The following is a 17885-nucleotide window of genomic DNA, read 5'->3' on the forward strand; positions in this document are numbered from 1 at the left end:
GCGTGACCTTCGACTATCGAAAACTTTTCGAGACGTACCCATTGACGTGACATGGCCCGGATGCCTAACGTCCCGGCAATCCAGTTGAAACCTTTCACGACGCTGTGAGGGAATGTCCCAGGCGTCGTCGAGGAGCCATTTATGACTCACCCGTCCGACGCGGGACCGGCCCCGGTGCTGGCGTTGAAGGACGTGACCAAGTCCTTCGGCGCCGTTCGCGCCCTGCGGGGCGTCTCCCTGGAGCTGTTCCCCGGCGAGGTGCACGCCCTCGCCGGCGAGAACGGCGCGGGCAAGTCCACGCTCATCAAGGCCCTCGCGGGAGTGCACCGACCCGACGCGGGCCAGGTGCTGCTCGACGGCGAGCCCGTCGTCTTCCACGGCCCCGGCGACGCCCGCGACGCCGGGATCGCCGTGATCTACCAGGAGCCCACGCTCTTCCCCGACCTGTCGATCGCCGAGAACATCTTCATGGGCCGCCAGCCCCGGCGCGCCCTCGGCCGGATCGACCACAAGGCCACCCACGCGGCCACCGCCGGCCTGATGCGGCGCCTGGGCGTCGCCCTCGACCCCGACCGTCCGGCGCGCGGCCTGTCCATCGCGGACCAGCAGATCGTCGAGATCGCCAAGGCGCTCTCCTTCGACGCCCGGGTCCTGATCATGGACGAGCCGACCGCCGCTCTCACCGGCAGCGAGGTGGCCCGGCTCTTCGGCGTCGTGCGCACCCTGCGTGAGCAGGGCGCGGCGGTGCTGTTCATCTCGCACCGGCTGGAGGAGATCTTCGAGATCTGCCAGCGGGTGACGACCCTGCGCGACGGCGCCTGGATCGCCAGTGAACCGCTGGCCGGCATGACCGAGGACGACCTGGTCCGCCGGATGGTCGGCCGCGACCTCGACGAGCTCTACCCCAAGCAGGACGTGACCCCGGGCGAGGTCGCCCTCAGCGTCCGCCGGCTGACCCGCGAGGGTGTCTTCACCGACATCTCCTTCGAGGTCCGGCACGGTGAGATCGTCGGCCTCGCCGGACTCGTCGGCGCCGGGCGCACGGAGGTCGCCCGGGCGGTCTTCGGCATCGACCGCTGGGACGCCGGGGAGGTCGCCGTGGACGGCCGCACCCTGACGAACGGCGCCCCCTCCACCGCGATGGCGGCCGGCCTGGCGCTGGTCCCCGAGGACCGGCGGGCCCAGGGCCTGGTGATGGACATGTCCATCGAGCGCAACATCGGCCTGACCGGCCTGCGGACGACCGTGAAGGCCGGCCTGATGGACCGCGGCGCCGAGCGCAGCCGCTCCCTCGACTGGGCGGTCAAGCTCCAGGTGAAGTACGCCCGGCTCGCCGACACCGTCAACACGCTCTCCGGCGGCAACCAGCAGAAGGTCGTGCTCGCCAAGTGGCTGGCCACCGGCCCCAAGGTGCTCATCGTCGACGAGCCGACCCGCGGCATCGACGTCGGCACCAAGGCCGAGGTGCACCGGCTGCTCAGCGAGCTGGCCGCCGACGGGGTCGCCGTCCTGATGATCTCCTCCGACCTGCCCGAGATCCTCGGCATGGCCGACCGCGTGCTGGTGATGCACGAGGGCCGGCTCGCCGCCGAGATCCCGCGCACCGAAGCCACCGAGGAAACCGTGATGGCCGCAGCCACCGGGAGGGCAGCCGCATGACGGTGACCACCTCCCCCGAGGCCCCGGTCGCCGAGGTGCCCAAGTCCAGCGGCACCCGGCTGGTCGACCGCGTCTTCAAGATGCGCGAACTCGCCATCCTGGTCGTCTTCCTGGTGATGATCGCCGTCACCCAGGCAGGCAACAGCGAGTTCCTGTCCGAGCAGGGCGTCAAGGACCTGCTGCTGAACGCGACCATCCTGGTGCTGGTCGCCACCGGCCAGTCCCTGGTCGTCATCACCCGCAACGTCGATCTGTCGGTCGGCTCCACCCTCGGCATCAGCGCCTTCGCCGCCGGTACGTATCTGCACGGCGGCGGCAACCCGGTGATCGCGATCGTGCTGGCCGTTCTGCTGGGCGTCGGCTTCGGACTCCTCAACGGCCTGCTGGTCAGCCTCGGTCAGGTGCCCGCCCTCGTCGTCACCCTCGGCACGCTGTACATCATCCGCGGCATCGACTCCATCTGGGTCGGCTCCCGCCAGATCACCGCCGCCGACCTGCCGAACTCGTTCGTCGACTTCGGCTCCGGCGGGCTCTCGGCGGTGCCGTGGCTGGCACTGATCGCGCTCGCCGTGCTCATCGCCACCGCGTACTACCTCAAGCACTTCGGCAGCGGCCGCGAGCTGTACGCGCTCGGCTCCAACCCGGAGGCCGCCCGGCTCGCCGGCATCCCGGTCCGCAAGCGGATCCTCGCCGCGTACACCTTCTGCGGCGGTCTCGCCGGCCTCGCCGGGGCGATGTACCTGGCCCGCTTCGGCAACGTCGACTCCGGGACCGGCAACGGCTACGAACTCACCGTCGTCAGCGCGGTCGTGGTCGGCGGCGTCGTCTTCACCGGCGGCTCCGGCAGCGTCTACGGCGCGGCCCTCGGCGCGCTCCTGCTCACCTCCATCAACAGCGTCCTGCCCGCGCTCGGCGTCAGCTCGGTCTGGGTGCTCGCCATCAACGGCGTGCTGCTCCTGCTGGCCATCGCCGTCGACCGGGTCGTCGCCCTGCGGGTGGCGTCCGCGCTGAAGAAGAAGTCGGCCGCCGCCAGGACCACCACCGCCCCCGAGAAGACCACCGTCAAGAAGGGAGACGCGGGCCATGCCTGAGTCGCTCACCCGCGCCGTCCGCTGGTCCTCCTTCAGGTGGGACACGGTCGTCGGCGCCCTCCTGATCGTCCTGCTGCTGTTCTCGTTCTCCCTCGTGGACGGCTTCGGCAACGCCCTCAACCTGTCGTTCCTGATCGGCAACACCCTGCCCATCGCGCTCATCGCGCTGCCGATGACCCTGCTGGTCGTCTCCGGCGAGATCGACCTGTCCGTCGCCTCCACCGCCGGGCTGTCCGGCGCGGTGATGGGCGCCCTGTGGAACCAGGGCCTGACGATCGAGGCGATCATCCCGATCTGCCTGCTGCTCGGCGTGGTGTGCGGGCTCGTCAACGGCCTGCTCGTGACCCGCCTCGGGCTTCCCTCGCTCGCCGTCACCATCGGCACCATGGCCGCCTACCGGGGCATCGCGCAGATCGTGCTCGGCTCCGACGCCGTCACCGACTTCCCCACCCAGTACCTGGACTTCGCGGCCGGCCGGCTCGGGGACACCTTCCTCCCGCAGGCCTTCCTGCCCTTCGTCGTCCTGCTCGCGATCGCCGTGGTCGTCCTGCACGCCACCCCGTTCGGCCGCTCGCTGTTCGCGATCGGCGCCAGCGAGGAGGCCGCCCGGTTCGCCGGCATCCGGGTCAGGCGGCACAAGCTGATCCTGTTCACGGTGACCGGCCTGCTGGCCTCCCTCACCGGCATCTTCTGGGCCCTGCACTACGCCAGCGCCCGCTACGACAACGCCACCGGCCTCGAACTGTCCGTCATCGCCGCCGTCCTGCTCGGCGGCATCGACTTCGACGGCGGCAGGGGCACGCTCGGCGGCGCCGTCGCGGGAGTCTTCCTGCTCGGCGCCGCGCAGAACGTGATGAGCCTCCAGGACGTCTCCGCCCAGTCGCAGATCGTCGTCACCGGCGTCCTGCTCGTCGTCTCCGTGCTCGGCCCCCGGGTCGCACGGCAGATCTCCGTCGCACGGGCCGGTCGTAGAGCCACGGCCCCGACTCCGACGGCTTAACTCCGCCTCGCACACCTCGTAAAGGAACCCCGTGATGCGCAAGTCATCCCTCCGTCGTGCCTGTGCGGCCCTCGCCGCCGTCTCCTCCCTCGCGCTCGCCGCCACCGCCTGCGGCGGCACGACCAAGGAGGACGTGAAGAACGAGAGCACCGGCGCGGCCGCCTCGGCCGGCAAGGCCGACCCGAACGCGGCCACCAAGAAGGGCCTGACCGTCGGCTTCCTGCCCAAGCAGGTCAACAACCCCTACTTCACCAGCTCCGACAAGGGCGGCGAGGCGGCTCTGAAGGAGCTGGGCTCCAGCTACAAGGAGGTCGGCACCAACAGCGGCACCGACACCTCCGGCCAGGTCTCCTACGTCAACACCCTCACGCAGCAGCAGGTCGACGCGATAGCCGTGTCCGCCCAGGACCCGGGCGCCCTGTGCACCGCGCTCAAGCAGGCCATGAGCAACAAGATCAAGGTCGTCACCTACGACTCGGACACCAACCCCGAGTGCCGCAACGCCTTCGTCTCACAGGCGTCCGCCGAGGACCTGGGCCGTACCGAGGTGCAGCTGCTCGCCGAACAGATCGGCTACAAGGGCGAGATCGCGATCCTGTCCGCCGCGCAGACGGCGACGAACCAGAACACCTGGATCGACTTCATGAAGGACGAGCTGAAGGACGCCAAGTACAAGGACATCAAGCTCGTCAAGGTCGCGTACGGCGACGACGACGCCCAGAAGTCCTTCCAGCAGACCCAGGGCCTGCTCCAGGAGTACCCGAACCTGAAGGGGATCATCTCCCCGACCACCGTCGGCATCAAGGCGGCCGCCCAGTACCTGTCGGGCTCCAAGTACAAGGGCAAGGTCAAGCTGACCGGCCTCGGCACCCCGAACGACATGCGCACCTACGTCAAGAACGGCACCGTCGACGCCTTCGAGCTGTGGGACCCGGCGAAGCTCGGCGCGCTGGCAGCCCAGACGGCGGTGGCGCTGGTCTCGGGCCAGATCACCGGCGCGGAGGGCGAGACCTTCAAGGCCGGCGGCACCTCGTACACCATCGGCAAGGACGGCGTGATCAGCCTCGGCAAGCCGACCGTGTTCGACGCCAAGAACATCGACCAGTTCAACTTCTAGTCACCGCTCGACGGTCGCTTCAACCCCCCACGAAGGAGCGGTACTTCATGCAGCGCGTCTGTTTCCTGCTCAAGGTCCGTCAGAACCGGCTGGCCGAGTACCGCGAACGTCATGCCGCCGTGTGGCCGGAGATGCTGGACGCTCTCTCGGCCACCGGCTGGCACAACTACTCGCTGTTCCTGAGAGACGACGGCCTGCTCGTCGGCTATCTGGAGACCGAGGACTTCGCCGCCGCCCAAGCAGGCATGGAGGCCACCGACGTCAACGCCCGTTGGCAGGCGGAGATGGCCCCCTTCTTCGAGGCCCTCGACGGAGCCCGGCCCGACGAGGCGATGAAGCCTCTCACCGAGGTTTTCCACCTCGCCTGACACCCGTTCCGTCCCCTCCGTCCCCTTCGCCCCCTCCGTTCCCCTCAGTTCCCCTCCGTTTCCCGCTCTCGCAGACGATGGAGTCCCCCCGAGATGAGACGACGCACCCTGCTGGCCGGCGCCCTCCTCAGCGCCGCGGCGTCCCCCGTCCTCGCCGCCGGCACCGCGCGCGCCGCCGACCCCGGCCCCTCGGTCACCAAGAAGGCCACCACCCGACTCGACGCCACGGCCGTGTTCTTCGTGTCCTACGACGGCCTGGTCAACAACAACTCGTTCCAGAAGAACGGTCTGCTGACCTACAAGGGCTATCAGTACGCCGCCTGGTACACCTCCACCAAGAACGCGGTCGTCGCCCGCCGCGTCCTCGGCGGCACCACCTGGTCCACGGTCACCCTCGCGCACCAGCTCAAGGCCGGCGACTCGCACAACGTCATCTCCATGGGCGTCTCCAAGGTCGACGGGCGTCTGCACCTCAACATGGACTCCCACAGCGACGGCTTCTTCTACGTGAAGTCGGCCGCGGGACTCCTCGACAACCCGGCGACCACCTCCTGGACGTCGTCCGTCTTCGGCGCCGTACAGACCACCCTCGACGGCCTCGCGCTCACCACCCAGTTCACCTACCCGCAGTTCGTCGCGACCCCCGAGGGGAAGCTCCAGCTCAGCTACCGGGTCGGCATCTCCGGCAACGGCCGCAACGCCCTCGCGGAGTACGACGGTTCGGCCTGGACGAACCTCGGCGAGTGGTCCAGCTCCACCGGCACCTACACCAGCGAGCACGGCACCTCGACCGTCCGCAACATGTACCTGCACGGCATCGACTACGACGTCAACGGCCGGCTGCACTCCTTCTTCACCTGGCGCGAGCAGAACGGCGCCGTGATGTGCTCCAGCGGCGGCATCACCAACCACGACACCGGCTACGTCTACTCCACCGACCGGGGCCGTACCTGGCGCAACAACGCGGGCGCCGTCGTCGGCACCACCGGCGGCTCCGACAAGGTCGCCGTCACGGACGCCGGACTCGTCGTGGACGCGCTCAACCCCGACCACTCCCTGATGAACCAGGAGAGCCAGACCACCGACTCCACCGGCCTCCCGCACGCGATCATCAGCTACGTGCCCGGCCGTTTCGGCCAGTGCACCACCGACTACGTCGGCGACCGCACGGCCAACGGCCGCGCCTTCCATCTGCGCAAGAACTCCTCCGGGAGCTGGCAGAAGACGGAGATCCCCGTCGTCCTCGGCTCCAGCCAGCGCACCAAGCTGGTCCTGGACAAGTACGACAACGCCTACGCGATCTTCCCCTTCGGCCGGATCGCCGGGGCCTCCAAGGCCTCCGGCTACACGGACTGGACGGTGCTCTTCGACGGCAGCGGCCTCAACGCCTTCGGCGAGGTCGTGATCGACGAACTGCGCGTCAAGGCCGACAACGTGCTGTCGTTCATGTACCAGGAGAAGTCGAGCGGGACGACCCCCTCGGCACTCCACGTCATCGACTTCGCACTGCCCGCATGACCCGTATCCGTACTCGGACAGGGGCGCGGCGGGGTGACGGTAATGTGAAGGCCGTCCCGCCGTACCCCGTTCACCTGGAGGTCCCCGCCTGATGGCCCAGCCGGTGGGAATCAAGGACGTCGCCCGTGCCGCCGGAGTCTCCGTCGGCACGGTGTCGAACGTCATCAACCGCCCCGACACCGTCGCCGCGGAGACCCGGGCGCGGGTGCTCTCGGCGATAGACCGGCTCGGCTACGTGCGCAGCGAGTCCGCCCGCCAGCTGCGCGCGGGACGCAGCCGGATCATGGGGCTGCTCGTGCTCGACATGGGCAACCCGTTCTTCGTGGACGTCGCCCGCGGCGCCGAGCGGGCCGCCCGCGACGCCGGGCTCGGCGTGATGGTCTGCAACAGCGCCGAGAGCGCCGGCGAGGAGGCCGAGTACCTGTCGCTCTTCGCCGAGCAGCGGGTGCGCGGCGTGCTGCTCACCCCGGCCGACGCGACCGGCCGCAACATCGCCTCCTTCCGCCGGCACGGCATCCCCTTCGTCCTCGTCGACCGGGTCTCCGAGGGCACCACCGAGTGCTCGGTGTCCGTGGACGACGTGGCGGGCGGCGCGCTCGCCGTCCGCCATCTGGTCGACGCCGGGCACCGCTCGATCGCCTATGTCAGCGGTCCGCCCGGTTTCACCCAGGTCCGCGACCGCCGTACCGGAGCCCTGAACGCGCTCGCCGAGGCGGGCCTCGGCCCCGAATGCCTGCGTGAGCTGCCCACCGAACGCCTCGACGTGGCCGCCGGGCGGGACGCGGGCGCCCGCCTGCTGGGCCTCGGCGACCGCCGCCCCACCGCCGTGTTCTGCGCCAACGACCTGCTCGCCCTCGGCGTGCTCCAGGCGATGTACTCGGCGGGGGTCAAGGTGCCGGAGGACCTGGCCATCGTCGGCTACGACGACATCGAGTTCGCGGCCGCCGCGGCCGTCCCCCTCACCTCGGTACGGCAGCCCGCCGTCACCATGGGCGCCCTGGCGGCCGAGATGCTGCTGGAGGAGACCGAAGAAGGAGGGGTGGGAGGGGCCGGAGGCGCGGGCGCAGGCCGGCACGAACACCGGCGGGTGGTGCTCCAGCCGGAGCTGGTGGTGCGCAGGTCCAGCCTCTCGGCGCGCTGAGCGGCGGTTCAGTACCGCGCTGAGTGCCCGTTCAGTAGCTGTTCATGATCCCCCGGGCTCCGACACCGCCCGGACATGTGCTGAACTGGGACGCGGCCCGTACACCGATCGTCCCGGGAGCCTCCGTTGTCCGTCAGCTACCGCCAGCCCGGCGTCGTCCTCACCGACCGCCGCTTCACCGTGCCCCTCGACCACGCCGACCCGGGCGGGGAGACGATCGGGCTCTACGCCCGCGAGGTCGTCGCGAGCGAGAAGGCGGACCAGGACCTGCCCTGGCTGCTCTACCTCCAGGGCGGCCCCGGCTTCGGCGCCAACCGGTTCGTGGGCAGGCCGGCCTGGCTCGGGCGGGCCCTGAAGGAGTACCGCGTCCTCCTCCTCGACCAGCGGGGCACCGGCCACTCCACCCCGGCCAACCGCCAGACGCTCCCGCTGCGCGGCGGCCCGGCCGCACAGGCCGACTACCTGGCGCACTTCCGCGCCGACTCCATCGTCCGCGACTGCGAGCTGATCCGCCCGGAGGTCACCGGCGGCGCCCCCTGGACCGTGCTCGGCCAGAGCTTCGGCGGCTTCTGCACGGTCGCCTACCTCTCCCTCGCCCCCGAGGGCCTGGCCACCGCGCTGATCACCGGCGGTCTGCCCGCCCTCGACGCGCACGCCGACGACGTGTACCGCGCCGCCTACCCGCGCATGGAGCGCAAGGTCGCCGCGCACTACGCGCGCTACCCGCAGGACGTCGAACGAGTCCGCCGTATCGCCGACCACCTCCTCCACCACGAGGTGACCCTCCCGAACGGCTACCGCCTCACCGTCGAGGCCTTCCAGACGCTCGGCATCCTCCTCGGCGGCGGCGAGGGCAGCCACCGGCTGCACCACCTCCTCGAAGAGGCCTTCGTCCCCACCCCGCACGGTCCGGCGCTGTCCGACGCCTTCCAGGAGGAGATGCAGAGCCAGCTCTCCTTCGCCGGGCACCCCCTCTACGCCCTCCTCCACGAGGCGATCTACGGCCAGGGCGGCCGCCCCACCGACTGGGCCGCCGACCGGGTGCGCGCCGAGTTCCCGCAGTTCGACGCGGCGAAGACGCTCACCGGCGACGGACCGCTGCTGCTCACCGGCGAGACGGTCCACCCGTGGATGTTCGACACCGATCCCGCGCTGCGCCCGCTCCGCGAGACCGCCGAACTCCTCGCCGCCCGCACCGACTGGCCGGCCCTGTACGACTCCGCGCGCCTCGCCGCCAACGAGGTGCCCGTCGCGGCGGCGATCTACCACGACGACCTGTACGTCGACACCGTCCACTCCCTGCGCACCGCCGACGCCATCCGCGGCCTGCGCACCTGGGTGACCGACGAGTTCGAGCACGACGGCGTCCGGGCCGGCGGCCCGCGCGTCCTGGACCGGCTGCTCGCCCTCGCCCGTGACGAGGTGTGACGACCCCCTCACGCGTTAGTCTGCGGGCATGACCGATCCGACGAGCAGCCGGCTCCAGCCCATGCCCGAGGACTGGCGGCGCGCCCTGGCCGTGGTGGCGCACCCGGACGACCTCGAGTACGGGTGCTCCGCGGCGGTAGCCGCCTGGACCGACGCCGGCCGTGAGGTCGCCTATGTGCTGGCGACCCGCGGCGAGGCGGGCATCGACACCCTCGCGCCCGCCGAGTGCGGTCCGCTGCGCGAGCGGGAGCAGCGGGCCAGTGCCGCCGTGGTGGGTGTGTCGCGGGTGGAGTTCCTGGACCATCGGGACGGCGTGGTCGAGTACGGTCCCGCGCTGCGCCGCGACATCGCCGCCGCGATCCGCAGGCACCGCCCCGAGCTGGTGATCACCCTCAACCACCGCGACACCTGGGGTGGGGTCGCCTGGAACACCCCCGACCATGTCGCGGTCGGCCGCGCCACCCTCGACGCGGCCGGGGACGCGGGGAACCGCTGGATCTTCCCGGAACTCGTCGAGCAGGGCCTGGAGCCCTGGAACGGCGTGCGCTGGGTCGCGGTGGCGGGCTCCGCGACGCCGACCCACGCCGTGGACGCGTCGGCGGGACTGGAACGGGCGGTGGGCTCGCTGCTCGAACACCGCACCTACATCGAGGCGCTGACCGACGAGGAGCCGGAAAGCTATGTACGGGGCTTCCTGACCGGGGTGGCGAAGTCGGTGGGCGAACGGTTCGGCGGCAGGCCGGCCGTGGCGTTCGAGCTGTTCAACCGGTAGGGGAGCTGTCCGACCGGTAGCCGGGGCAGGCCGAGGCAGGCCGGGGCAGGTCAGGCCAGGTCAGTAGGCAGGGCAGGTCAGTAGGCTGGACGGCATGCAAGACAAGACGGTGGACCGGACCGGACTGCGCGGCGACTGCGAGAACTGTTTCGGCCTGTGCTGCGTGGCCCTGCCCTTCGCCCGCTCCGCGGACTTCGCGATCGACAAGCCCGCGGGCAGGCCGTGCCCCAACCTCGGCGAGGACCATCGCTGCGGGATCCACGCGCGACTGCGGCAGAGCGGCTTCACCGGCTGCACGGTCTACGACTGCTTCGGCGCCGGGCAGAAGGTCTCGCAGGTCACCTTCGGCGGCCGGGACCGGCGTACGGCGGAGCCCGAGGAAGCCCGCCGGATGTCCGAGGTGTTCCCGGTCGTCCGGCAGCTCCACGAACTCCTCTGGTACCTCACCGAGGCGCTCGGCCTCCCCGCCGCCCGCCCGATCCACGGCGAGCTGCGCCGGACCCTGGCGAAGACCGAGGAACTCACCCGGCTGTCCCCGGACGAGCTGATCGCCCTCGACGTCCCGGCGCACCGTCAGGACGTCAACGTGCTGCTGCTGAAGACCAGCGAACTGGCCCGGGCGGGAATCCGTGGCCGCAAGAAGGAGCGCCGGGGAGCCGACCTGATGGGCGCCCGACTGCGGGGCGCCGACCTGCGGGGCGCCAACCTTCGCGGGGCTTGTCTGATCGCCGCCGACCTCACCGGCGCGGATCTGCGCGGAGCGGATCTGATCGGCGCGGACCTGCGCGACACCGGCCTCGCCGACGCCGACCTGACCGACGCCTTCTTTCTGACCCAGCCCCAGCTGAACGCCGCCCGGGGGAGCGCGGGCACCAGGCTGCCGGAGTCAGTCACCCGCCCCGTGCACTGGACAGCGCTCTGAGGGAGCCGTCGACGCGCGCTCCTCGCCGACCGGCCCGCCGGCCGGTGTCGGCGTCGGTGTCCGCCGTTCCAGGTGCATCCGCAGTCCCTCCGGCATCAGCGTCAGCCGTTCCGTGACCCGCAGTCGGTACGCCGGGTCCGGCCGCAGCTCGTAGCGGCGCAGCAGCAGCCCGAGCACCAGGGTGGCCTCGTGCAGCGCGAACTGCCGGCCGATGCAGGCCCGTGCCCCGGTGCCGAAGGGCTTGAAGGTGTGCGGGGCACGCGCGCGTACGGCCGCCGCGTCGAAACGGTCCGGGTCGAACCGGTCGGCGTCCGGACCCCAGGCCTCGGGATCGCGGTGCAGCATGGCCGTGAGGACCAGCGCCCACCCGCCCCGCCGCACCGGATGCTCCCCGCCCAGCACGGTGTCCGCCCGGGCCTCGCGGGCGAACGCGGGCGCCGTCGGCCACAGTCGCAGCGCCTCGTCGAGGACCCGGCGGACGTAACGCAGCTTCGCGACCTGCTCGTACCCCGGTACGGCCGCGTCCCCCCACACCCGGTCCACCTCGTCGCGGGCGCGGGCCGCGATGCGGGGGTTGAGGGACAGGTAGTGCAGGGCGAAGGAGAGCGCGCCCGAGGTGGTCTCGTGGCCGGCGACCAGGAAGGTGACGACCTGACGCCGCACGTTCTGCGCCGACAGCCGTTCGCCCGTCGTGGGGTGGGCGGTGTCGAGCATCCGGTCGAGCAGGTCGCCGTCCCCGCCGCCGCCGTCGCGGCGCGCCCGCACCAGCTCGTCGACCGTGCGGTTCAGGTAGGCGATGTCGGCCTCGTTGCGGCGCGTGGCCCGGCGCAGCAGGGCGGGGGAGGGCACGGTGTTGAGGCGCTGCGCGTAGGTGAGGGTGCCCACCATCGCCGTCACGAAGGGGTGCGGCCGGGTCCGCTCGAAGGACGCGAAGTCGTGCCCGAAGCCGGTGCGGGCGATCGTCTCCAGGGTCAGTTTGGTCATGTCGCCGGGCACGTCCACCGCACGGCCCGCGGCCAGCTCCCGGTCCCAGTGACCGGTGAGCCGCTCCGCCACGTCCAGCATCATCGGGTGGTAGGCCGCCATCGCCTCGCGGCTGAACCCCGGCGCCAGCACGTCGTGCGCCAGCTGCCAGTTCGGCTCGTGGTTGTACGCCGTGAACAGGGCGTCCCCGACGACGGGCCGCAAGTTGGCGATGCCCAGCCCCACATGTTTGGCGAACCGCGTCTCGTCGGCCATGTCGGCGGCCAGCTCGGCGCCCCACACGAACACGAACTCCCGGCCGAACGCCTTGCGGCGGAAGATCGGCCCCAGCTGCCCGGCGTACCGCAGGGAGTCCTGGAGGGGCGTGCGCCGGCTCGCGCCCAGGACGTCGCCGAGCAGGGGGATCCGGCGCGGCGGATGCGGTATGCGCTCCAGCTCGGGCCAGCCGAGCTCCGCGCTGCGGAACCCCTTCGGCAGGGCGTCCGCCGTCGCCGTCCCCGTCGGACGCGTCGTGGCCGGCCGGCCCGTCGTTCCTGTCGTCTCCGGCGTCCCTGTCGTCCCCGTCGTCTCCGCCATGACGCGATCTCCCTTGATGCAGCGGCAGGTTGAGCATGTTGTACGTGGGTTCAATAGCGCGCTCAGTCTGGTGCCGCTGTTGAACCGACGTCAAGTAAAGTGCGGACATGGCCGCGAACCAGGGGGAGCGCACCCGGCGCAGACTCAGCACCGAGGAGCGCAGGGAGCAACTCCTGTCGGTCGGTGCGCGGCTGTTCTCGGAGAGCCCGTACGACGACGTGTGGATCGAGCAGGTCGCCGAGATCGCCGGGGTCTCCCGTGGGCTGCTCTACCACTACTTCCCCACCAAGCGGGACTTCTTCGCGGCGGTCGTGGAGCGCGAGAGCGAGCGGATGCTGCGCATGACGGCGGCGGTTCCCGGCATCCCGGTCCGTGCGCAGCTGGCGTCCGGCCTCGACGCCTATCTGACGTACGTGGCGGCCCACGCCCACGGCTACCGGGCTTTCCACCGTGCCGACGCCTCCGGTGACCAGGCCGTGCGCCGGGTCTACCGGCGGGCGCTCGCGGCGCAGGAGCGGCAGATCCTGGCGGCGCTCGGCGCCGATCCGGAGTTCGGTCCGGTCTTCGAGGAGCGCCCCGACGTACGGCTGGCGGTGCGCGGCTGGCTGGCGTTCACGACGGCGGTCTGCCTGGAGTGGCTGCGGGGGTCGGACCTGTCGCGGGAACAGGTGGGGGAGTTGTGCGCGCGGGCGCTGCTGGGGGTCATCGCAGGCCCGGCGTGATCATCGACGGGACGGCCGTGCCCTCGCTCACCGGGGTCCGGCGGCCGATGCCCGGGTCCGACGTGGTGTCGCCGTGGTTGGCGAACACCCGGATCTCCGATAGGTTAGGCAAGGCTTACCTAAGGAGGTTTTGGGATGGGTGACAGCCAAAGCTGGGCGGCCGTGCCTGCCGCTGCCGAGCGGGCCCGTTCGGTACTCGCGGCCTCGTGGTCCTGCGCGGTGACCGCGGACGGCGGGCGCGAGGAGTTCGTCGGTGCGCACACCGTCGACGGGAACGGTCGGGTCATCCTGCACGTCCCCGAGGACAGCGCCCTGCTCACGGCCGCGATCTGCGCGCCCCGCGGCGAGCCGTCCGCCGTGCTGGAGTTCGCGGACGCGGCGCCCGTACCCGTACGCGGCCGGATCCGTGCCCGGCTCTGGCTCGCCGGCTGGTTCACCCCCGAGGACGGCCATCTCGCCTTCCACGCCACCCGCGTCGTGCTCAAGGAGTCCACCGGCGCGGTCGTCGTCGACCTGGAGGAGTTCGCCGGCGCCGAGCCCGACCCGCTCGCCACCGCCGAGGCACAGCTGCTCACGCATCTCGCCGACGCCCACCCCGACGCGGTGGAGCGGCTCACCCGGCTCGTCCGGCGGGACAGTCTGCACGGCGCCGTCCGGGTCCAGCCGCTCGCCGTCGACCGGCACGGACTGACGCTGCGCATCGAGCGCTCCCGCGCCCACGGCGACGTACGCCTGCCCTTCCACGCGCCCGCCGACGACGTCGGCCAGCTCACCGAGCGCATGCACGTCCTGCTCACCCAGGCGGCGACCGCCGCCTGCCCCCGCGCCCTACAGCGGCAGCGCACAGACGGCGACGGGTGACGCGAACGGCTCGCCCGCGAGCCGCAGTTCACCGTCGGCGCCGTCCACCCGGAAGACGCTGACCGTGCCGGAGCGCTGGTTGGCGGCGAACAGCAGCCCGCCGTCCGGCGAGAGGGCGACCTGCCGGGGGAAGTCGCCTTCCACCGGCACCGTGCCGAGCAGCCGCAGCCGGGCCCCGTCCGCCTCCACTGCGTAGCGGGCGAGTGTGTTGTCCCCGCGGTTGGCGAGGAAGGCGTGCGCGCCGTCCGGCGTGACCGCCAGCTGCGCCGGGTAGTTGGTGTCCGCCTCCGCGCCCGTGGACTGCGGCCTCCCGATCGTCAGCCGGCCGCTCGACGGCTCGTACGCGCAGACCGAGACCGTGTCGTCGGCCTCGTCGGCGAGGTAGGCGTACCGGCCGCCGGGATGGAACGTGAGGTGGCGCGGACCGGCGCCCGCCCGGGTGTGCGCCTGCGCGACCTCCGTGAGCGTCCCGGCCCGCTCGTCCAGGCGGTAGCTGTACACCGTGTCCGTGCCGAAGTCGACGGCGAGGACATGGCCGCCGTCCGGGGCCGTGATGAACTGGTGCGCGTGCGGCCCCTGTTGGCCCGACCGGGGAGCCGGACGGCGGTGCGTCACCCTGTCGGTGCGCTCACCGAGCGCCCCCGAGGCGTCGAGCGGGTGCACGGCCACGCTGCCCGAGCCGTAGTCGGCGCTCAGCAGCCACCGGCCGCCCGGATGGACCGACAGGTGACAGGTGTGCGCCCCGCCCGTCGGCCGGCTGCCCAGCACCTTCCCGTCGGACAGCCGCACGGCGGTCACCGCGCCCCGCTCTCGTTCGTTCACCGCGTACAGCGTTCCGCCGTCCGGGTGCACCGCGAGATACGACGGGTCCTGGACGCCGGTGATCGTGCCCCGGCCGGTGATCCGCCCCGAGGCGGGGTCGTACGAGGCGATGCCGATGCCCTTGCCGCCGCCCTCGGCGGAGGTGTAGGTGCCCAGGTAGAGAGGGCGGGGGCCGGAAGAGCTCCGCGAGGGATCCGGGGCGGCGGACGCCGACGGCGAGGGCTGCCCGGGCGGTGCGGCGTGCGGCGGGTCCTGGCTCTTCGCCGGGCCGCCGTCGCCGTCCGTGCCGCCGGCGCACCCGGCGAGGGCCGACGCGGCGGCCGCGCCGCCGAGCATCCCGACGAAGCCGCGCCTGCTCCAGCCTCCGCCGGGCTCGCGGCTTCGACCGGGGCGGGGGGACCCCCGGTGCGCCGCTTCCGTACCACTGCCCATGCCCGCACCTCAGGTCGTCGTACGCCTCCGCCGTGACAGCCACCTTGACCCGGACGGGCCGTCGAACGCAAAAGCGGACCTCGGCCCAGCGGGCGGCCGGGTACGCCGAGGATCGGCCGGGCGGCCGGGTGGCGGCGCCGGGTGCGCCGAGGCGGAGGGACGGGCGCGGGGAACCCGGCTTCCGGTGCCGTACGTGTGGCACCGGCGGCCTCCCGGGTGTGCCCGTCACCCGGTGTGGAGCGGGGGCGGGCGGCCGACGCGGGTCCGGGCCACCGGACGGGACCCCACGCCGACCCCGTCCGGGCCCGGCTCAGGAAGAACGCCGGCCGAACCCCGTACGGCTGCGCCACAGCTCGTCCTGCACGCCCAGGCGCTCGCGCAGCCGGTTCAGCCGTGGCATCCGGGCACGCTGCTCACGGCTGTTGCGGTCCAGTTCCTCCAGGAGGCGGCGGGAGCGGTGCTCGGTGTCGAGCTCGTCGATGATGCGGGTGGCCTCGGTCAGCAGCGCGCCGTGCAGCTGCCACTGGCGCGCGTCGTGCTGGAGCTGCTCCAGCAGCAGCTGGGCGAGCTTGTCGCGAGTGGCCGCGGCCTGCCGCAGCTCGGCGGTGAGCCGCTCCTCCGCGGCGTCCGCGTTGAGGCTGACGCTCGTGGTCACCAGCACCGCGAAGCTGACCACCGCGTCGGCGATCTCGGACAGCAGCCGCTCCACGACCTCGCCGGTCCCGTCCGGGAACAGCGGCTGCGGCTCGCGCTCCTTGGCGAGATCGGTGAGGGTCCGGGCGAGCACCCGCAGCACGACCGTGCAGATCTCCAGAGTGTCCAGACCGGTGCGCAGCACCACCCGGTGCAGCAGCCCCTCCCGCACGCGTGGATTGAACCGCAGGCTGTCCTCGGCCTGCCGCAGGGCCGCGTCCACCTGGACGATGTCGTGGTCCAGGCGGCGCGCCTCGTGCAGCCGGGCGGCCGCCTGCTCCACCGCGGTACGGCCCGCGGCCTCCTCGCCGATGCGCAGCATCAGCCGGCGCAGCCGGCGGGCCAGCCCGTCGATCGACTCGCCCGCCTCCTCCACCCACACCGGAGGCGGCAGCAGCAGATTGCAGCCGAGCCCGACGAAAGCGCCGATCAGCGTCTCCACCACGCGCGCCCACGCCGTGTCCCCGACGGTGGTCACGCCCAGCACCAGCATGGCGCTGATCGCCACTTCGGGGACGTACTCGTCGACCCGCACCAGATGCCCCACCGCCAGCGAGGACACGATCAGCAGCGCGAGGCTCCACCAGGTCAGACCCACCAGGAGGCTGAAGGCGATGGCCACGAGCACGCCGGCGACCACGGCGTTCACCCGGCGGATGCCGTTGGTGAGCGTCGCGTACAGGGTGACCTGGACGACGAGCAGCGCGGTCAGCGGCGCGGTGAGGGGCAGCGCCTCGGGGCTCAGGCGCAGCGCGATGACATAGGCGATCGTCGCCGCGGTGGCGGACCGCAATGCCTGGACGACGACGGGTTCCCGGTGGCGCTGTACCAATCGCACGAGCGGTGCCGCTCGCTCACGTACTTCTTCTTGCATTGACAGTCCAGTTCCCCTTACCCGGCGGCCTCGAACGTTTCTTCACCACCTCGCGACACGCGACGGCGGCCGGCTGCCTCGATCGGCCGCATCGAGGACTGTCCCTGTCCGCAAGTGACCATAGATTGATCTCGTCAGCCGGGGAAGACACCGGGTACATGCGACGGAGGGGGAAACTCCATGGCGGACAAGGCGGACAAGGCGGAAAAGGCGGCCGGGGCGGAAGAAGCGGTCTCGGCCGACCGGGCCGACGGGGCGGGCACGCCGGGCATCGAGGTCCTCACGGGGGCGCACGCCTACCTGCGCGAGGTGGTCGCGGCGGTCGGCGACGAGCAGTGGGGCGCGGCGACCCCGTGCGACGCGTGGACGGTACGCCAGGTGCTCAACCACGCCCGCATCGACCAGCAGGGCTACGGCCTCGCGCTGACCGGCGGGCGGCCCGACAGCGACCCGTTCCACCCGGCCGACGCGCTCGACGGCGACCCGGCGGTCGAGCTGGCGAAGGTGCTGGACGCGGTGGCCGGGGCGTACGCCGGGCTGCCCGCGGACACCGAGCAGGTGCCGACCCCGCTGGGCCCGCTGCCGCTGCCCCTCGCGATCGGCGCCGCCGCGATGGACGCGGCCGTGCACGCCTGGGACATCGCCGTGGCCACCGGCCAGGACCGTCCCCTCCCGGCCGGGACGGCCGAGGGGATCGGGCCGGCGGCGCAGCACCTCGTGGACCACCTGCGCGACGCGTACCAGGTCTTCGCCCCGGCGCGCGAGGCCCCGGACGGCCACGACCCGTCGGCGACGCTGCTGGCCTTCCTCGGCCGCGACCCGCGCTGGTCCCCGCGCACGTCCTGAGCCGGACGGCGGCAGGGCGCTCGTCGCGCTCCCGTCGCGTGCGCGACGCCTACGCTGCC

At 72.1% G+C, this 17885-nt stretch carries 17 protein-coding genes; 13 read left to right on the forward strand and 4 right to left on the reverse strand.

Annotated features, from left to right (window positions below):
- Positions 1-141 precede the first annotated feature (141 nt).
- The 10 genes from ACIRPU_RS37810 (at position 142) to ACIRPU_RS37855 (ending at position 11016) form a co-directional block, all read left to right on the forward strand.
- Positions 142-1659: a sugar ABC transporter ATP-binding protein gene (locus tag ACIRPU_RS37810; RefSeq protein WP_403875690.1), complete on the forward strand. Its 1518-nt coding sequence runs from the start codon at positions 142-144 to the stop codon at positions 1657-1659.
- On the forward strand, positions 1656-2750 hold the full coding sequence (locus ACIRPU_RS37815; RefSeq protein WP_403875693.1) for an ABC transporter permease: 1095 nt from the start codon (positions 1656-1658) through the stop codon (positions 2748-2750). The genes ACIRPU_RS37810 and ACIRPU_RS37815 overlap by 4 nt, the downstream gene beginning before the upstream one ends.
- Complete coding sequence (locus ACIRPU_RS37820; protein ID WP_403875697.1) at positions 2743-3750, forward strand: ABC transporter permease; 1008 nt, start codon at positions 2743-2745, stop codon at positions 3748-3750. Before ACIRPU_RS37815 ends, ACIRPU_RS37820 begins: the two co-directional genes overlap by 8 nt.
- A gap of 34 nt (positions 3751-3784) precedes the next feature.
- Entirely contained in the window at positions 3785-4867 is a 1083-nt protein-coding gene (gene rhaS / locus ACIRPU_RS37825; protein ID WP_403875700.1) for a rhamnose ABC transporter substrate-binding protein, read from the forward strand.
- Between the two features lie 47 nt (positions 4868-4914).
- Positions 4915-5235 (forward strand): L-rhamnose mutarotase, encoded by a 321-nt coding sequence (locus ACIRPU_RS37830; RefSeq protein WP_403875703.1) that lies wholly within the window; start codon positions 4915-4917, stop codon positions 5233-5235.
- A 93-nt stretch (positions 5236-5328) separates the two neighbouring features.
- Complete coding sequence (locus tag ACIRPU_RS37835; protein ID WP_403875706.1) at positions 5329-6753, forward strand: BNR repeat-containing protein; 1425 nt, start codon at positions 5329-5331, stop codon at positions 6751-6753.
- A gap of 91 nt (positions 6754-6844) precedes the next feature.
- Positions 6845-7894 carry a LacI family DNA-binding transcriptional regulator gene (locus ACIRPU_RS37840; RefSeq protein WP_403875709.1) on the forward strand — a complete coding sequence of 350 codons (1050 nt, stop codon included), beginning with the start codon at positions 6845-6847 and terminating at the stop codon, positions 7892-7894.
- A gap of 126 nt (positions 7895-8020) precedes the next feature.
- Positions 8021-9322, forward strand: coding sequence for an alpha/beta fold hydrolase (locus tag ACIRPU_RS37845; RefSeq protein ID WP_403875712.1), 1302 nt, complete (start codon positions 8021-8023; stop codon positions 9320-9322).
- A 28-nt stretch (positions 9323-9350) separates the two neighbouring features.
- Positions 9351-10094, forward strand: coding sequence for a PIG-L deacetylase family protein (locus ACIRPU_RS37850; RefSeq protein WP_403875714.1), 744 nt, complete (start codon positions 9351-9353; stop codon positions 10092-10094).
- A gap of 94 nt (positions 10095-10188) precedes the next feature.
- Positions 10189-11016: a pentapeptide repeat-containing protein gene (locus tag ACIRPU_RS37855; protein WP_403875716.1), complete on the forward strand. Its 828-nt coding sequence runs from the start codon at positions 10189-10191 to the stop codon at positions 11014-11016.
- Here the strand turns inward: ACIRPU_RS37855 and ACIRPU_RS37860 are convergent.
- A complete protein-coding gene (locus ACIRPU_RS37860; RefSeq protein ID WP_403875718.1) occupies positions 10981-12576 on the reverse strand; it encodes a cytochrome P450 in 1596 nt (531 codons plus the stop codon). The two genes, ACIRPU_RS37855 and ACIRPU_RS37860, sit on opposite strands and share 36 nt — an antisense overlap.
- A gap of 107 nt (positions 12577-12683) precedes the next feature.
- On the opposite strand from ACIRPU_RS37860, the gene ACIRPU_RS37865 reads away from it, so the two are divergent.
- On the forward strand, positions 12684-13298 hold the full coding sequence (locus tag ACIRPU_RS37865; protein ID WP_384114748.1) for a TetR/AcrR family transcriptional regulator: 615 nt from the start codon (positions 12684-12686) through the stop codon (positions 13296-13298).
- Here ACIRPU_RS37865 and ACIRPU_RS37870 read toward each other — a convergent pair.
- Positions 13279-13410 (reverse strand): hypothetical protein, encoded by a 132-nt coding sequence (locus tag ACIRPU_RS37870; protein WP_403875721.1) that lies wholly within the window; start codon positions 13408-13410, stop codon positions 13279-13281. The two genes, ACIRPU_RS37865 and ACIRPU_RS37870, sit on opposite strands and share 20 nt — an antisense overlap.
- A gap of 23 nt (positions 13411-13433) precedes the next feature.
- Between ACIRPU_RS37870 and ACIRPU_RS37875 the strand changes: the two genes are divergently transcribed.
- Positions 13434-14159, forward strand: coding sequence for a DUF2470 domain-containing protein (locus tag ACIRPU_RS37875; protein WP_403875724.1), 726 nt, complete (start codon positions 13434-13436; stop codon positions 14157-14159).
- On the opposite strand, the gene ACIRPU_RS37880 is transcribed toward ACIRPU_RS37875, so the two are convergent.
- Positions 14127-15317, reverse strand: a complete 1191-nt coding sequence (locus ACIRPU_RS37880) for a lactonase family protein (RefSeq protein ID WP_403875843.1) — start codon at positions 15315-15317, stop codon at positions 14127-14129. The genes ACIRPU_RS37875 and ACIRPU_RS37880 overlap by 33 nt on opposite strands.
- Positions 15318-15723: 406 nt before the next feature.
- Entirely contained in the window at positions 15724-16980 is a 1257-nt protein-coding gene (locus tag ACIRPU_RS37885; protein ID WP_403875726.1) for an aromatic acid exporter family protein, read from the reverse strand.
- Between the two features lie 180 nt (positions 16981-17160).
- Between ACIRPU_RS37885 and ACIRPU_RS37890 the strand changes: the two genes are divergently transcribed.
- Positions 17161-17826 carry a TIGR03086 family metal-binding protein gene (locus ACIRPU_RS37890; protein ID WP_403875729.1) on the forward strand — a complete coding sequence of 222 codons (666 nt, stop codon included), beginning with the start codon at positions 17161-17163 and terminating at the stop codon, positions 17824-17826.
- Positions 17827-17885 lie beyond the last annotated feature (59 nt).

Origin of the sequence: Streptomyces sp. NPDC102259, from assembly GCF_044766465.1 — a bacterium.
Lineage (GTDB): Bacteria > Actinomycetota > Actinomycetes > Streptomycetales > Streptomycetaceae > Streptomyces.